Below are 15,920 nucleotides of genomic sequence, written 5' to 3' on the forward strand. Positions count from 1 at the left end.
TTTTTGTAAGGCTAACATAGCTTTGAAGCTTGGATGATATTTTTCTTTGCTGACCTCTTTGGGTATAGGGCCCTCGGGGAGTAATGGAACGGCCAACTGACTTAAGCATTTAAATTATTTATAAACAATAAGTTATTCATGCATAAGCAGAACCCAAACAACTTGAATTATATAACAATACTTATCCCGGATTTCGCAGTTATCTTGCTGTGGTCCTTCGCAAAAACTCGAATTGATTCCCTTTTAGGCCGTGTGTGCGTGTAGCACCTGTTTTCGGACTAGATTAGTTCCCATTTGCCTTAAATAGTTGGCATTAATCACTTTAAATGTTTTGGATTTGATCAAAAATGTTATTTGCTAAGATAAGGGTTTGGAGCCCAACGGAGCGGAAACGTACGATAAGAACGAACAACATGATTTATAGGCAATTAAAAAAACAACAAATCGATTGTCAAAGTGTATTCTAATGAGCTTCAAAAATATAAATAAATCAAACTGTTCTTTATATTCGCTTAGCGTATGTTTCCGCTCCGTTGGACTCCAAATCCCCTATTCAAACAAGACTGGATTTTATTGATTAAGGGCTATTGAGATTCGGTTACATGACAATAAATCTCATCTATACCAGGATTAGAAGAAATTTTATTGATTGTGTACTGAAGATTCATGTTAGTACTTAAAGCATTAGTCAAAGCAGGAGTAGAAGCACCAGGATAATGAGCAATATCAAATTCAAACTCATGATGCTCTTTATCTGACTCAGCTGGGATTACTCGCATTATTCCTGATAAAACGGCATTTGCACCACCTATAGTAAAACAAGAAACTGTCCACGTTGTATTTTTACTAGGAGCAAAAGCAGGGAAAATCAATACATCGTTTTCCTTGAACTGATTCACTGGCTGTGGAATTCCCCATCCAACTGGGATATTAGCCGCAAAAGAAACTGAACACGCCAAACTTAAAACTATAGATGACGCTAGCAATACTGGTCTTTTCTTATTCATATAATTCCACCTAAAAATAATAAAACACAAATCCAATTTGTTGCACTGGTAGAATAGCTGTAGTGAAACTTTTAAGTCAATTGGAAATATAGTTATTTGATTTTTAAAAGAGCAACCCAAGGCATTATTGGGGTAAGTTAGGATACCTGGTAGATGAGTCATTTTGAATTTAGGCATCGTCAACTTAACAGAGCGTGGCGCAAGAAAGTTCTGCTGTTGAATTTTAGGCACAAAGAAGCTCGAAAGCAGCCTCTTGCCAAATACTTTTGGCTTTCAGGCGCTGCAGGCATACTTGTCGCGTTGACGAGTGAATTCTGGGGACTTGGATGTCCCAGAATTTATGACGAGGTAGCGACACGCTTGTTGTTTATAAATAATTTAAATGCTTAAGTGGGTTGGCTGTTCCATTACTCCCCGAGGGCCAGCTACAACATGAAATTTTGAACCAATATCAATGCCTGCAGCATTAGCATGAATAATAGCCATGCCTGATGGTTTATTAAATGAGCTCATTCTTTTCCTCTCAAATAAAATCAACCAAAGAGCGGGGTAGCAATTAAAAATCACCTTCCTAAACGGGGTCACTAATGTGCCTCCAATGCCGGGTACGCAGTACACCCTGGACCATGTTTTTTAACGGGGTTTAAACCACCAATAAGCGGACGGTCGCTCTCTTTGGAAAATAAAGTATAGAGAAAAAATGAAGTGGAGTTTCTATTTAACAGGGTAAGATCAGGTCTTTCGGTTGTTTTTTAGTATTTCACGCCCCTCTTCATGCTCAGCAATACGAGCTTTCAGGCGTCTCAACTCTAGTTCTTTCTCATCATGCTTGGGCTGATTAGGGAACGCATTTTCTTGTTTCTTATGTAACTGTTTACGCCAGTTATATAGATTATTTTCAGCAACCCCCAGTTCCTTGGCTACTTGCCTTACTGACTTATTTCTTTGCTCAAGGAGCTCTACTGCTTTTATTTTAAATTCTTTTGTGTAGCTGTTGTTGCTCATCATTACTCCTAGTTTCTGGGATTATACCCATTAAACAAGGTGTCCGGTAAATCGAGGGAGGTTCATGTTGATAGTCACGGCCAAAGTGAGGTCGCTTTTGCTTTCTCCCACTTGCTGGGATTTGATTTGTTGCCACGCCTTAAGGCCATAGCCAGCCAAAAACTCTATCGGCCCGGGACTATAATCGGTGATTACCCAAATCTGGAGTCGATACTGACACGTCCTATCAACTGGGAACTAATCATCCAACAATATGATGAGATGATCAAATATGCGACCGCGCTCAAGCAAGGCACCTCCGATCCAGAAGCTATACTGCGCCGTTTTACCCGAAATAACATCCAACATCCCACGTACAAGGCGCTTGCCGAATTGGGCAAAGTGGTCAAAACCATTTTCCTGTGCCGATACATTGATTCTGAAGAACTTCGCCAGGAGATCCACGAAGGGCTGAATGTCGTAGAAAACTGGAACAGCGCAAATTCATTTATCTTTTATGGCAAAGGTGGTGAAGTCGCGACTAATCGACTTGAGGATCAGGAGTTATCGGTTCTGGCACTGCATTTGTTGCAAATCTCCCAGGTGTACGTTAACACCTTGATGATTCAGCAGGTGCTTAAAGAGCCAAACTGGTTATCACGAATGAAATTGGAGGATCTCAGGGCATTGACACCGTTAATCTACTCTCATGTGAATCCCTATGGGATATTTGAACTGGATATGAATACGAGATTACCCATTGAAGTAGCAGCTTAAAAGTTGGCGGTTATCGCAGCTACCCGGTCACTACCCCTATCAGTGATTATTTCTCAGTGAAGATTGGTAATGCGGTTAACGTATTTTTTAACTACTGAGCCCCTCATAAGGGGCTTCTATATTGAATTTTGCATTAAAATAACTTGAGAAAGCGTAACAAGTAGAAAGGAAAATATGAAATTTTCGAAGCCATGACCAGTTTAGTCTGGATATGCGGAAAAACCCAAAAATTCATAACCACTATAAAAAATCAAGAATATAATTTAATTTGTTCTTAATTTAATCATTTTATAGTTCCTGTTAATTACTTTCATAGAGAGCGAAAAAATGTACAAAGGTAGTAGACCAGAATTTGAAAAAAGTTCAATACCTTCACAGAGTGAGCAAGATTTACTGGCTCGCCTTGCAGACGCCGAAAAACGGGCGCTACAAGCAGAAAGAGATTTGGCCTTAGAAAGAGCTAGAATTGCTGAAGCTCGCGTTAGAGAGTTAGAAAAGACTATAGCTGAAATACAACGATCTAATTCCTCCTCTCAATCAGCTCCTAGGCCTACTTATAGTGCGCAGTGGGATTTTTTTAGCTGAAGATATTCCATTAATTTAACCCACAATTAAGTGGTTCAGCGACCAAGAAATTATTTGAACGCGCTTATCATGTATATGGTGATAAGGCGTATGTTCGCCTGGCAATGATTGCCACACCCCGATATCTATCAAGCAATGAGGCGCAACGAGCATGTGAATATTTTATACCAGACGTAAAGTCAACGTTCTTTACTATCCTGATGTGTTGTTGCCTGCACTTATAAATCACTATTCTCGCATTTATCGGTAATTTCCTCTTGCAGCCAGCGCTGGGTCCATACATGACGGTGCCTTTCCAGGGCTTGATCGCTCATCCTATCGATAATGATTTATTAGATTATCTTCTAGTTCATTTTCTGTTTCATTCTGAGTTTGCGGTAAGTCTGTGTGGATAGATAAGTTGTTCACCAATGAACGACTTGTTGCTGAGTATAATTTATTGTCGCTGGTCAAGCACCCCTTCAGAAAACTCAGCTATTTCGCGTTGAATTGAGAGTGTGGAAAAAGGGTGATAAAGAAAACCCCCGATTTTAATTGTAAACATATCATCTTGTGATATAATTAAATAATGAAAGCAATAGATCATTCATTGGAAAACTTATTAGACCTTAATGGTGAGAGAATCGTAATTGATGAGTCTCTCGGATTATGGGTTAAGTTTGAGGTTATTAAAACACCAAATAGACATCAAGGTATTAAGTACTCGTTGACATTACATGATAAATCAAAAAAACGAATCATGGGTTTTGATAATAGCCATGAAATAGAGTATGGCGCAAAGAGGGGAGTTCGCCCTGAAAGGACATTTGATCATTGGCATTATGATGCGAAGGATCAAGGACGACCTTATGACTATATTAACGCTGGACAGTTGTTAGAAGATTTTTGGAAAGAAGTTGAGAAGCGCGTTGAGGCGCTTAAGGAGAGTAAATAATGAATAAGGCAAAAATAGGCATTATGTCCCTTGAGCAGTATAAGCAACGCACAATTGCTATTGCAAAGGGGTTATATAAGCCCAAAAAAGATGAACCCAAAATTTGGTTTACATCTATGAAATCGTTGGCAAATGTATTATCTGAAGAGAATCAGCATTTGCTAAAGTTAATTATTGAAAATGAACCCCAATCGGTTTCTGACTTAGAGGCATTAACTGGATATAAGAGGAAGGCTAATAATATTTTAAGAACCTTAAGAACTATGGAACAATATGGCCTGGTTAAGCTTGAAGAAAGTCCGAATAAAATTCATAGGGGAAGGACACGTTTAATGCCTAAAGCATTGTACGATGAGTTTGATGTTGAATTTTCACTTCAGCAGGTTTGTTAATCTTTTAGCTATCGACAAGCCCATAAGGAGTAATATGCGCGATAAAGTCAACGTTCTTTACTATCCTGATATGGATGTATCGCCAACTACTCTAAAAAAATGCATTTTATTTTTTGATGAAATTCATTTTATGGATAGGCCTGCATTGACTATTGGCAATTTTGGATTAATAGGTGCACCATCACCATTAAGAGCAGTAGAAAAATCCTTTCGAGAAGATGCTGGGGTACCTTTATATGTTCATGGAGTTAATGGCGGAGTTATTTCGGCTGATTTACTGGAAAAAGTAAAATCAGACTTAAGTGATTATTCTTTCATAGAAAATTATAGACAAGGTCTTACAGCGTCAAATACCTTTAGGGATCAGCAGGTTCCTGAGGGAAATTATGGTTCATTTGGAAGCAACCAAAATGAACTTATAAAGCTATTTGATAATATAGACTCTTCTGCATTGCATTCACTACAAGCAATAGATTTGTTGGAAATGCATATTTCTCCTTTTGATGTATCAAATCCTGAAGCTGTACGTGCATTTTTATTGCACAGAATTGCACTATGTTCTGCTCAGATAAATTTTGCACTAATGGAAGGAGCCAGAAATGGCTTTAAACCCTTAGCAGATGCACACCCATATGCTAATCTTTTAAACTCGCAGTATATGCGTGCTGTAAATATGCTAGGGGCTACAGATAATAAAATTAGTGTTGCAGATCTTAGTTTCGCAATATTCGATGCATTAATAGCTAATGAATGCATAGAAAATATGGATATTAAAGATGTAGTGGATTATAGGAAAAAATCTGAAAAAGCTAGGGAAGAGTTCTTGGAATATCTTTCATCTATTCAATCTAGGCAAGCTCATATACCACTAAATGAGGATTATTTAGGAGAAATTAGAAAATTAATAGATAAAGAAATTGTTCCAGCTGTAACTACCTTTAGGAAAAAGCTGGAAACCATTGGTGAGGGATTTACGAGCACATTAATTAAGGGCGTTATAAACGGGATAGCCGGATTTAGTGGGGTACATATATTCACCGATATTTCATGGATACAACTTACTGCTTTTGCTGGAATAACAGGCCGATATGTACTAAATGCAGCGGTAGATAATTATTTTGCAGAACGTGCTTTGAGACGAGAGTGTAGTATTTCCTATGTATTATCATTAGAAAAGCATAAGTCAAAAAAACAATAAAAAACGAATGCGCGCTAACTGTGAGTTAATGTCAATAAGTCTGATTAATTTTATAATCAGACTTAGTGTACTTGGCATTCGGCACCCCTCTCTTAACTATTCGTCATTCGCCGTATTTAAAAATCTTTGTCGAGCAGTCTCAATAGATTGATGCAGCTTCTTTTCCAATTCTTCTTTGGGTGGTAACGTTGTAATATATTCAGCAACGTGTATACCACTTTTGTCCAATTCTAACAGCTCTATTTGCTCATGAGTTTTTCCAGTACATAATATGATACCCAATGGAGGATTTTCACCAGGTTCTTGTTCATATTTTGCTAACCAACGGAGATAAAGCTCCATTTGCCCCTTATAAGCTGCGTCGAATTCCCCAAGCTTCAAATCTAGAGCGCAAATTCTGCGTAGACGTCTATTATAAAATAACAGATCAATGTAATAGTCACGACTGTCTATTTGTATGCGTTTTTGCCTTGCAATAAAACTAAAACCAGAGCCCAATTCCAATAAAAAATGCTCAATCTCACGTAAAATAGCATCCTCTAAATCTTTTTCAAGGTATCGATCTTTCATATCCAGAAAATCGAGAATGTATGGGTCTTTTAATATTAGATCCGTGCTGACTTTGTCAGAATCTCGAATTATTTCAATTTCGTGACGTATTAATTCTTCTGGTTTCTTGGAAAGTGCTGTGCGTTCAAATAACATAGATTGAATCTGTTTTTCTAATGTACGGGTACTCCAACGCTCAACGCGACACATTTCAGCATAAAAATCCCGTTTTAGTGGATCTTTTATAGGTATTAATGATCTAAAGTGTGTCCAGCTCAATTCTCGTCGCAGTGCGGCGACAATCTTCTCATCAGAAAAAGTATCTGCAAATTGGATCATGCGTCTTAAGTTTTTTTCCTCAAATGAGCGGCCGTACTCCGATATCAGATTTTTTGATAAATTTTCAATAATACCCTGCCCATACTCGGCGCGACTATCTTTTAGGATTTCAACATTGATCCGATGACCAATTTTCCAATACAACATAGTCAACTCAGCGTTTACAGCTAAAGCTACTTTTTGCCTTGAGGTAATAATAAGCTGTTGAATATCTTCTAATAATGGCTTGTGATCAAAAGTTCGTGTAATTGGTTTAGTCATAAACTGCCCATACAGTGATGCCTTCTTGTTTCTAAATTGAGTATCTAGATCAATGGCCAAGGTATTAATGGGGTAATTATATAACACTAAAGAATAATGTCTGCATGCAGGCATTATTGATAAATAAATTTTGTATGGCAAAAAAACGGGGATTTTCTTTATTTCTTTCCCTAATTTCTCAATTCAACGCAAAGTAAGGGCTGAAACTGTTAAGAAATTTGGTAAAAAATTCAAAGTTAAATTATTATCTTTGGGTTTCTTAACTGAAAGGGATAAAAATGCTATTGGGACATGCTCGCGCCTCAACAGATGATCAAAATTTAAACTTACATTATGATAGATTTCATTCAAAAAGCAGGTTGTTTAAAAATTTATAACGATAAATCACTGGCAGCAAATTAACTAGACCCGATCTCGAATTTGCTCTAAAGGTAATATAATTGTTGTCTATCTCCTGGAGGGAAAAGGCTTTGGCTTAAGAGTGTTCATGAATCAATTGATACTACTTCAAGCTTGGGGAGGCTAATTTTTCATATATTCAGCGCATAGCTGAATTCTAGCTTGAGCAACAGGCAAGATAGGCAGTAAACCTCAAAAGCTTAGCAATGAAAAGGTAAAACTTGCTAAAGAGCCCTATAATGGTAAGAACATGGACTATAAAATAGGTGTTTCAAAACCGACTTTATAACCGATATTTAGGTAATACATCATCTAAAGCACAATAAATATGAACAAAAAAACTATATTGCAAGATCACAAAAAGAAAGGGAGAAAGTTAATTCCTCCTATCATGCAACTAGAGAATATTCATGAATACTCATTCATTGATAATACTCTACCTTCTTTGATATGGATGTCCGCTTTAATTTTAAGAGCGGAAGAAAAAGAAGCAGTAAATAAAATAATTGACTTTATAAAGATATGTGATGAGACTATCAATAACGGTGAGCATTTTGCTTTCTTAAGCAGTTTTTATAAGCTCGATAAAAATCAAAAGAAAATAATTTTAAAAAAAATTGATGAAGAAACCGTTGTTTTTTTTCAAAATCACTTAGCACATCATTATTATTTTTTTGAAGAGAGCTACCCTCTTGATTTTATATTTAATGCCACACCTGACCTTTTGAAAGAAAAGGCTTTACAGAAATTAATGGATGACGTTAATTCTCTTCTAGATCGATTTAGTCAACACTCAACCATAGTCCAGACAACAGCTTATGTATCATTGTTAATAACTGGCAAAGTAAAAATATCAAATAATATTATCTTTCCAAACCCCGATATCATATTTACTTCCCCTGCTTCAGATGAAGCAAAGAGAGTTAGCTCTCATGTAAGAGCAGCATTGAACGTGATTCCTAACTTTAACATTTCTGACGATGATAAAGCAGATAATGAATGGGCTAACTTATTCTGGAAAAAAGCTTTTAAACTAAAAGGTTGCATGTAAATGGAAGAATTTGCTAAAAAAGAAAATTTTTTGCTTAATTATGAAAATCATTTAATTAAATTATTTGAAAAATTTTGGGGGAAAATCGAAATAGAGTATGACAAACTTGATGCATACTCAGTAATTGGTGGTTTATTATCAAGGCAAGTTACACTATCAATTGAAATGGCAAGATCCCCAAATATCTGGAATGGTCATTCAGCCCCTTTATTTTTAAGAGCCATGATAGATTTATTTATTGCTCTTGCATGGATAATGAATGATCTTGAAACAAGAGCTAAACAATATATCCTACATGGATTAGGGGATAAAAAACTGCTGTTAGAACATTATAAAGCAAGTCAATTAGAAGAGTTTTCAGAGAATAGAGAGTTACTTATAGAATCTTGTTCTCAATGGATAAATAGCCAAAGAAATGAACATATGGTTGAGGTAAATTTAGGAAATTGGGCACAACTTGACTATAGACAAATGGCAAAAGAAACAGGACATGAAGATTTATATAACTTTTCCTACAAGCCCTTTAGCCACGCATCTCATAATATGTGGCCTCACATTTCTATGTATAACAGTAAAATATGCAACAACCCTCTCCACAAGAAACATTTTATACCTACTCTTATTGATACGGAGTTGGATTTTTATTACTTACACCTATCCTGCAAATATCTTGATATGACATATCAATTATTTGTAGATAAATTCTCATTAACTCTAACTGAACCTTTACCATTAGACTGGTTAGAGGAGCATTTAAACAACCAATAAGTTATTTAGATTTTAAAGGCGGTGCCTAGGTGTTGCTGCTCGACCTTATAAATTACTATTCTCGCATTTATCGGTATTTTTCTGCTCACATTAAATGACTTTATAATTCACTTGTTGACCACATTATTTGACTCTATCCAGCAAGCTGTCCAAATTAAGTGATTTTATCCGTCCTCAGTTCTCACATTATTTGATTTAAACGGTCAGGTTCACCGTTTAAATATCAATTTAAAGAAAACATTAAAACAGCTAATTTTTTATGAACCTATCCCACTAATATAAAATTGATTACACTATCTTTTTTTGAAAAACCATTGAATACAGGGATGATATGAGTGGTCGGTTTGTAGGATTAAGTGATGTTGAGTGGTTATTGTTTTCTGATGTATTAGATGTAAAGACGAAGAAACGCAGTCGAGGTATGCCTGCAGTTTCACCTCGTAAGGTTCTGAATACGTTGCTTTATATTTTGATTAGTGGTTGCCGATGGTGTGACGTCCCTCAGAATGAGATTTTTGCCTCTAAAAGTTCTTCTCATCGCTGGTTAACCCGTTGGGAAGCTGACGGTACATTAGAGAGCTTGCGGCATCGTATTTTAGAAATCGCTTCTGCCAATGGTCTAATTAGGTGGGAGCACGGGGCTGTTGATGGCTCCTTTTCCCCCTGGCAAAGGAGGCGGTGAAGGCATTGCTTGGGGAGGCAAAGGAAAAGGGGTTTTAATCCACATTTTAACTGATGGCAGTGGTATGCCATTATCTCATGTGGTTACTCCTGCCAATGGCGATGAACGTAAGCAGGTCGAGCGATTATTAGAGCAAGTTAAAGTAAGGACTTCTGAAAGAGGGAGGGCTCGCTCTTGCCCAAAAGTCATTGCGGCTGATAAAGGTTATGATTCAAAAGGGCTAAGACTGTGGTTGAGGAAAAAAGGTATTCGACCACAACTTCCGAAAAGGCAATGGAAAAGCAAGCCTAACAGAGGAAGGCCAATAAAAACCGATAAGCCTAGATTTCAGATGGAACGCTGTTTTGCCTGGCTACAACGCAAGTATCGCAGACTCGTTGTGCGCTGGGAGAGAATTGCAAGATGTTTTCATGGATTCGTAACTATTGCTGTATGTCATCTATGGGTTAAACGTTTAGTGGGATAGTTTCATGATAGTTTTAGTATCCACCAGATATATAAAAATGATTATTATACAAGATGACTGTTATTTGGGCTATTCAAATAACTGATTTGTCAAATCAAAATTTAACTCTCTGCATCGCAATTTATACTGCAATGTATGCATCTCTTTTCCCTCTGGCTAGCAATGTTGCACACTCGACAAATCCGACGAAGCAGGATGCTCATCTCGACTGGCTCGCGCGTTGCGGACCAGAGGTATATAACATTCGGAACGGCACTCCCCTCTTTTTATCGCTTCATTAGCAATAACAATTGGCTTTCTTTACCGAGAAGATGAGATTGGCGAATCCATATGCGGCCCATTAGATCCGGAAGCCCTGTTTTCGCTTGGATCATCCGGCTTAAAAAATTGAGGGCCTTGCGTGCGAACTTCAATCCTAAGCGCACTTAAAATCCGGCCTTGTTCCTCTATATGTTTTTTCTGAATGACACTCTTCAGGAAGAACACAGGCTCACGGAAATTCACCATTTCTGGCGCATCTCTTAATACCTTAAGCCACTCCATAATTGATTCATAAGGAAATTCGTTATAGAGAAATTTTAATTGGTCTTTATGACATAACCACAAAGCACGTCTTTTCTCAGAACTAAGTCTAAGTGCAAAATCGCTCATCTGCGCAAATCTCGCGGTTACCAAGGTTAGAGCTAAATTAAAAATCCCAAAGGTTTTTCCAGCACTTTTAAACCAGGTTTTTAAGGCTTGGGGATTTTTTACATAATAAGCCGCAAAATAGGCAAGTGCCACAGGATTACCCTTAAGCGCGTCTGGAACGAAATATCGTCGTGTCGGTGTATAGCCCAAAGGCATCCGACTAGGACATTCCTCGCCAACCGAGCGAGCATCAGGCTGAACCTGGTTATCCCAGCAACTTTTCTCATAAACAGAAAGAGCAAGTCCCTTTAGGCTATTATTGCGATAGGTAATATTCTCCGCGGCTCGTCTAGACAACTCACTTTGCAACCCAACTGGACTAATCTTAGGTAGATAAAATCCACTCTCAAAAAAGGCATCAATAACTGCCACGTTTTTGATACTAACTGCATGCTTTAAAGAATGCATCTTGTCTGCGCCATGAGCTATTAGCACCTTAATCACAGCAATATGTTTATTTCGAACAGCGACACTAAGTAGGTCCTTCTCTCCGTGAATTTCTTGATTAATATCAATATCCTCTGCTTGCAGCAGTAACTCGACTATCTTAACATGACCCTTGTCTGCAGCGGCATAAAACGGGCTATATTTATATGGAGATGCTTCATCAACCACAATACCCCTTGCTTGCAGCAATTGCTCGACTACCCTGACATGACCATAGAAAACGGCACTACAAAGCGGGGTAAACCCTCTTTGATTTGCTTGATTAACATCAATACCCACTGCTTGCAGCAATTGCTCGACCACCTTGTCATGACCATTTTGTGCAGCAATATGCAGCGGGGTAAACCCGCTTTGTGGTGCTTGATTAACATCAATACCCACTGCTTGCAGCAATTGCTCGACCACCTTGTCATGACCCTTGGCAGCAGCAACAAAAAGCGGGGTAATACCTCTTGGATCAGCTTGATTAACATTAGCCCCTGCTCGTAACAGCACTTTCACGGTCTCAATATCGTCATTAGATTTGTTGATTGCAGCTAAAAGTGGCGTCGATCCATTTTCACTTCCTAAAGTCGGATCAGCGCCAAGAGTAATTAACTGCTGTGTAGTAATAGAAAATCCATAGTAAGCACTAAGAAGACAGGCGGTTACTCCATTTGGCTTCCTAAGATTCATGTCCGCCCCAAGCTCCTTTAATTGAGCAATCAGAGAAGGATTATCAAAACAAGCGGCAAGATGTAGGGGCGGTGTGTAGGAAATAATATTAATCTCAGCGGCCATCTCTTCTCGAATCGGCTGACGGCAAATTAGAGCCCACTGTAGGCGAGAAAAACTGGTTTCGTGATTGGTTGCATAGGTATACAAAGCATCGGCCAGGGTTTCGGGTAAGCGATGATGAATAAGAGTAGCCAAAATACTTGGCCTTCCTAGGTATTTTTTTTCCGGCACCGTATCCTGAAGCACTTCAACCAAGAATTGCAGGAGCTGTTCTTGTTGCGGTTCTTCAAAGCTAACTTCCCCAATCCTATCCGCAGAGAATAATTGAAAACATAGCCTATTCATTTCTTGAACAGGGGAACGCGAGAATAACTCTTCGATGCAGTGCTGATAGTAGTCCTTCCCCTCTTTGCCAGTATCAGACAGATTCATACCTAATAAATGCCTATTGATTAGCTCGCTCCAATTCACTGTTTCTCCATCATCACTCAAAACAGCGCTACTTGATGACGGAGAAGAAAACGCGGTGGATACAGAATCAGAAATGCCAGGATTAGTTCTTGGCCGTTTCACATTCGATGAGGAGGATTCTTCTAAAGCATGTTTTTTAGGCACAATCACTTACTCCACTTAAAATATCTTTGATAGCACTCAAAACTAAGAAGCGCTTCGACTGCTAAAAATTAAGCAAGCATTATGAAAGGGGGTAAATTAAGCGACAATTAAAATTGATCCTTGTTTTTTCATAGTGATTATGAATTTATTACTTTAGAGTTTGCCTAAAGCGGACAAGGTTCAAAATAAATAATATGTACTTGTACTAGAGGTTTATAAGCTTTTCTGCCAGACAATTTAATGAGGGCTTAGTAATGGCTACAACATCCCAAGACATTTTTAAAGCGGTGCTAGGAAAAGCTTTTGAAAACCCCCACAGTCGACCTAACATCCTCCTAGTGAGTGAATTACCAGAAAAAATTCATCGTGAAACCTATTATATTATTCAAAAAAAGGATTCCCCCTTAGAGATTGTTTATGTCACCGATACGCTCAATAGTAATGAGCTTCAGATAAAGGATGAAACCGAGTTTTTGCAGGAAGTACTGTCGTTGCTCAAGGGAAAAAACGAGGCACGTTTATCGAAAAACGACTTAGCAAGCTTGATGCGCCAATACAGCCCTCACCCCCATTTTAGATTCCGATGAGCTAGCTCGTCAGTTTGCCATCCAGACCATTTATCACGAGAAACCGGTGATTTATAACGGTAGCAAACAAAGAAGCTTATCTGAGACAAATCAAACAGTTGCTTGATTATTACAAAAATGAACTCGTTCCGTATTATTTTAATACCAGGTCAAAGATCCAGCGCACTCGACGATATTAATAATTTTTATAACAAAGTTGATAGAGAGACTTCTAATCAATCCACTGAAATCATGCAAACCTTGCAAAGTGCTTTAGCATTTAATGCTTATGTGTTTTCTCAGAAAAACGACAACCAACTTGGTAGTAATTTCCGTAATCTTAGTGAGCAGATGGGGCATTGTGGGCCAGGCTCAATAACCTCCGTCATTCTGCAAGCGAGCGAACTCAAAGGTCTCATTAGCAAAAATACTGAATTATCGAATTGGCTCACACAACTTCGCAAAACCACCTTCGATAGATTAATTCAACAACATAGAGAAGATAAAGACGTTAGCGTTGGCATGGATGTCCACTTGCGACCAACCTTCTTGGCTCTACCCCAAAAAAGTTGTTTCATTCGAGAAAAAGTCGATTCTATATGAGGTCTTAAAATACTTTCTGTAGTCACTTCCTCATGGTCGAAAAAACGATACGCTGCTTTTGTTTCATGCCATCCTCCACACGCGGCTGGAATACTTAAATTAGGTGAATTTCCTAATTGATCAAATAAAGAAAGTAAGCGCTTATGAAGTCTTTTATCCCCTAGATTAACCGTTTTCATCTCGTCTGCTGCCCAATTCATATTTATCATCCTGATTACGAAATCGGCAGTATACAAATTAGACGACTGAATAACATCACTTAATCCTACAAACCGACCACTCATATCATCCCTGTATTCAATGGTTTTTCAAAAAAAGATAGTGTAATCAATTTTATATTAGTGGGATACGTTCATATAAAAATATAAATAAATTACAATGAGTTATATTAAATTATTAAGATAGTAAAATGGTTCGTTTTTAATAGCTATTGTGGTAGGTGAAAACAACAGTACACTGGTCATACCAGGACTTGCTTGGACTCATGTTTGAATGAGCACGTGGCGGCTTACGCCGCCGAGCTTCTTCATCGACATAATGTCAATTCGGTCAAATCTGAGATACTTGCTGATGATTATTTAGCGTCATCTGGTCTCCAAGTTGCGATTTGAGATCGATAAAATCGTTTGTTCTTACTTTACATAATGCCGTCAAGGCAATTAAATCTAGGCCGCCCGCGGCTCCGCAACCCCACGCATCACGCGATAGGCGCACGCCGCACCACCCGCCCTTAAATATTGCAAAATCAACTGCCAATTTCGAATCAGCACTAAACCAATTTTCATACGTGCCAGTAAACCAATTAATAAATTGTTTCGATGATTTTGGCTGTACCGTAAACTCTGGTACTGGCTCAAAAGGAACTTCGGAACAGTATTCATAAACAACATGCATAGGAAGAAGCTTTTGTGCACCACCAACACCTTCTCGCCACTGATTATCAATGGTATCCCAATTCTTAACCCCTGGCGCTTTTATCGAATCTACTTGCGTTTGCAGCTCTTTAATGATGGTATTTTCGAAATCAAAGTGCTTCTCGGTGATAGTTTCTCCACGAAAGGTATAAGTCACACCCTCTGTGTTGAGTTTCTCATATTGAGTAAGCAACTCCGCTACTAGCTCCTTGCAGTCCTCATCTTTGGATAAGCAGTTTAGCATTAAGGTCCACATGTGCTTATCTAGGGCCCAAAGCGCATATTCAAAAGCACTAATAGTTTCAAAAGTACGGCCTGACCTATCGGTCACGCTTGCTTTTTGAACGAGTAACTTGATGTTTTTCTTTAGTAGCGCCGCAACCTTATCATGCTCACCACGCACCACATGGTGTAATAATTGGTGGGCATTCAATGCCGGTTTAAACAACTGCTTATAATTTGCTGTAGTCGAAGAGACAGCAAGGTTGACTACATCAGGTGCTGTTAAATGAGCGGCTAGATTCATTTTTATTTCTGGTGGTAGACCGTCAAAATCAAATTTTCCTTGCATGCTTTTTTCGCCCTTAATAAGAAACTGGGCTCAATTTTAGAAGTTATGCATTAAGGATTCCTTGGCGATGAAGGAAAAATTAGAAAGGCTTATTCCTGTTTGGAATATCGACTTTAAACGTCTGACTGATAAAATCAATTAATGTGAGAACTGAGAACGGATAAAATCACTTAACTTGGACAGCTTGTTAGATAGAATCAAATAATGTGGGCAATAAACTATTTATAAAGTCATTTAATGTGAACAGAAAAAAACCGATAAATGCGAGAATAGTAATTTATAAGGTCAAGCAGCAACACCTAGGGGCATGAATACTCGATCCTATACAATATGATATACCCTTATTTTTATTCAAAAAGTCAAAGGGCGAGTAAATATAATAAACTTTGATTTATGGCTAGAGAT

At 38.1% G+C, this 15,920-nt stretch carries 18 protein-coding genes; 11 read left to right on the forward strand and 7 right to left on the reverse strand.

The window, feature by feature from the left end; translation table 11 throughout:
• Positions 1-584: 584 nt before the first annotated feature.
• From BN1094_RS19715 to BN1094_RS18465, 3 genes are all read right to left on the reverse strand, one after another.
• Positions 585-1,238, reverse strand: a complete 654-nt coding sequence (locus BN1094_RS19715) for a hypothetical protein (RefSeq protein ID WP_141650517.1) — start codon at positions 1,236-1,238, stop codon at positions 585-587.
• A 147-nt stretch (positions 1,239-1,385) separates the two neighbouring features.
• Positions 1,386-1,520, reverse strand: coding sequence for a hypothetical protein (locus BN1094_RS20215; RefSeq protein WP_281175085.1), 135 nt, complete (start codon positions 1,518-1,520; stop codon positions 1,386-1,388).
• Positions 1,521-1,739: 219 nt separating this feature from the next.
• Positions 1,740-2,012 carry a transposase gene (locus tag BN1094_RS18465; protein ID WP_044012832.1) on the reverse strand — a complete coding sequence of 91 codons (273 nt, stop codon included), beginning with the start codon at positions 2,010-2,012 and terminating at the stop codon, positions 1,740-1,742.
• A gap of 15 nt (positions 2,013-2,027) precedes the next feature.
• Between BN1094_RS18465 and BN1094_RS18470 the strand changes: the two genes are divergently transcribed.
• The 5 genes from BN1094_RS18470 to BN1094_RS20165 all read left to right on the forward strand — a co-directional run bounded on the left by BN1094_RS18470 (position 2,028) and on the right by BN1094_RS20165 (position 5,877).
• A complete protein-coding gene (locus BN1094_RS18470) occupies positions 2,028-2,768 on the forward strand; it encodes a Tn3 family transposase (RefSeq protein WP_281175086.1) in 741 nt (246 codons plus the stop codon).
• Positions 2,769-3,095: 327 nt separating this feature from the next.
• Positions 3,096-3,353 carry a hypothetical protein gene (locus BN1094_RS18475; RefSeq protein WP_044012835.1) on the forward strand — a complete coding sequence of 86 codons (258 nt, stop codon included), beginning with the start codon at positions 3,096-3,098 and terminating at the stop codon, positions 3,351-3,353.
• Positions 3,354-3,921: 568 nt separating this feature from the next.
• Positions 3,922-4,287: a toxin-antitoxin system TumE family protein gene (locus tag BN1094_RS18480; RefSeq protein ID WP_044012838.1), complete on the forward strand. Its 366-nt coding sequence runs from the start codon at positions 3,922-3,924 to the stop codon at positions 4,285-4,287.
• The gene (locus BN1094_RS18485) at positions 4,287-4,679 is read left to right on the forward strand and encodes an HVO_A0114 family putative DNA-binding protein (RefSeq protein ID WP_044012841.1); all 393 of its coding nucleotides are present in this window, start codon (positions 4,287-4,289) and stop codon (positions 4,677-4,679) included. Before BN1094_RS18480 ends, BN1094_RS18485 begins: the two co-directional genes overlap by 1 nt.
• A gap of 34 nt (positions 4,680-4,713) precedes the next feature.
• Positions 4,714-5,877, forward strand: coding sequence for a hypothetical protein (locus BN1094_RS20165; RefSeq protein WP_245614421.1), 1,164 nt, complete (start codon positions 4,714-4,716; stop codon positions 5,875-5,877).
• A gap of 96 nt (positions 5,878-5,973) precedes the next feature.
• Here the strand turns inward: BN1094_RS20165 and BN1094_RS18505 are convergent, their stop codons facing one another.
• Positions 5,974-7,026: a PDDEXK nuclease domain-containing protein gene (locus BN1094_RS18505; RefSeq protein ID WP_044012844.1), complete on the reverse strand. Its 1,053-nt coding sequence runs from the start codon at positions 7,024-7,026 to the stop codon at positions 5,974-5,976.
• A gap of 727 nt (positions 7,027-7,753) precedes the next feature.
• Here BN1094_RS18505 and BN1094_RS18510 point away from each other — a divergent pair.
• The 4 genes from BN1094_RS18510 to BN1094_RS18520 all read left to right on the forward strand — a co-directional run bounded on the left by BN1094_RS18510 (position 7,754) and on the right by BN1094_RS18520 (position 10,392).
• A complete protein-coding gene (locus BN1094_RS18510) occupies positions 7,754-8,476 on the forward strand; it encodes a hypothetical protein (protein WP_044012847.1) in 723 nt (240 codons plus the stop codon).
• On the forward strand, positions 8,477-9,244 hold the full coding sequence (locus BN1094_RS18515) for a DUF5677 domain-containing protein (RefSeq protein WP_044012850.1): 768 nt from the start codon (positions 8,477-8,479) through the stop codon (positions 9,242-9,244). It abuts the gene before it with no gap.
• Positions 9,245-9,575: 331 nt separating this feature from the next.
• On the forward strand, positions 9,576-9,926 hold the full coding sequence (locus BN1094_RS19400; RefSeq protein WP_081935210.1) for a transposase: 351 nt from the start codon (positions 9,576-9,578) through the stop codon (positions 9,924-9,926).
• Positions 9,892-10,392, forward strand: coding sequence for an IS5/IS1182 family transposase (locus BN1094_RS18520; RefSeq protein ID WP_044012852.1), 501 nt, complete (start codon positions 9,892-9,894; stop codon positions 10,390-10,392). The genes BN1094_RS19400 and BN1094_RS18520 overlap by 35 nt, the downstream gene beginning before the upstream one ends.
• A gap of 300 nt (positions 10,393-10,692) precedes the next feature.
• Here BN1094_RS18520 and BN1094_RS18525 read toward each other — a convergent pair whose 3' ends face one another.
• Positions 10,693-12,861, reverse strand: coding sequence for an ankyrin repeat domain-containing protein (locus tag BN1094_RS18525; protein ID WP_044012857.1), 2,169 nt, complete (start codon positions 12,859-12,861; stop codon positions 10,693-10,695).
• 254 nt (positions 12,862-13,115) lie between these two features.
• Here BN1094_RS18525 and BN1094_RS18530 point away from each other — a divergent pair, with 254 nt between their 5' ends.
• Both BN1094_RS18530 and BN1094_RS19950 read left to right on the forward strand, forming a co-directional pair.
• Positions 13,116-13,448: a hypothetical protein gene (locus tag BN1094_RS18530; RefSeq protein WP_044012860.1), complete on the forward strand. Its 333-nt coding sequence runs from the start codon at positions 13,116-13,118 to the stop codon at positions 13,446-13,448.
• Between the two features lie 102 nt (positions 13,449-13,550).
• Positions 13,551-14,030 carry a hypothetical protein gene (locus BN1094_RS19950; RefSeq protein WP_218054630.1) on the forward strand — a complete coding sequence of 160 codons (480 nt, stop codon included), beginning with the start codon at positions 13,551-13,553 and terminating at the stop codon, positions 14,028-14,030.
• Here the strand turns inward: BN1094_RS19950 and BN1094_RS20330 are convergent.
• Both BN1094_RS20330 and BN1094_RS18540 read right to left on the reverse strand, forming a co-directional pair.
• Positions 13,913-14,314: an IS4/Tn5 family transposase DNA-binding protein gene (locus BN1094_RS20330; protein WP_081935211.1), complete on the reverse strand. Its 402-nt coding sequence runs from the start codon at positions 14,312-14,314 to the stop codon at positions 13,913-13,915. The genes BN1094_RS19950 and BN1094_RS20330 overlap by 118 nt on opposite strands.
• Before the next feature lie 265 nt (positions 14,315-14,579).
• Positions 14,580-15,515: a hypothetical protein gene (locus tag BN1094_RS18540; RefSeq protein ID WP_044012866.1), complete on the reverse strand. Its 936-nt coding sequence runs from the start codon at positions 15,513-15,515 to the stop codon at positions 14,580-14,582.
• Between the last annotated feature and the right edge of the window lie 405 nt (positions 15,516-15,920).

The sequence above is a fragment of the Legionella massiliensis genome (assembly GCF_000756815.1).
In the GTDB taxonomy this organism is placed as follows: Bacteria; Pseudomonadota; Gammaproteobacteria; order Legionellales; family Legionellaceae; genus Tatlockia; species Tatlockia massiliensis.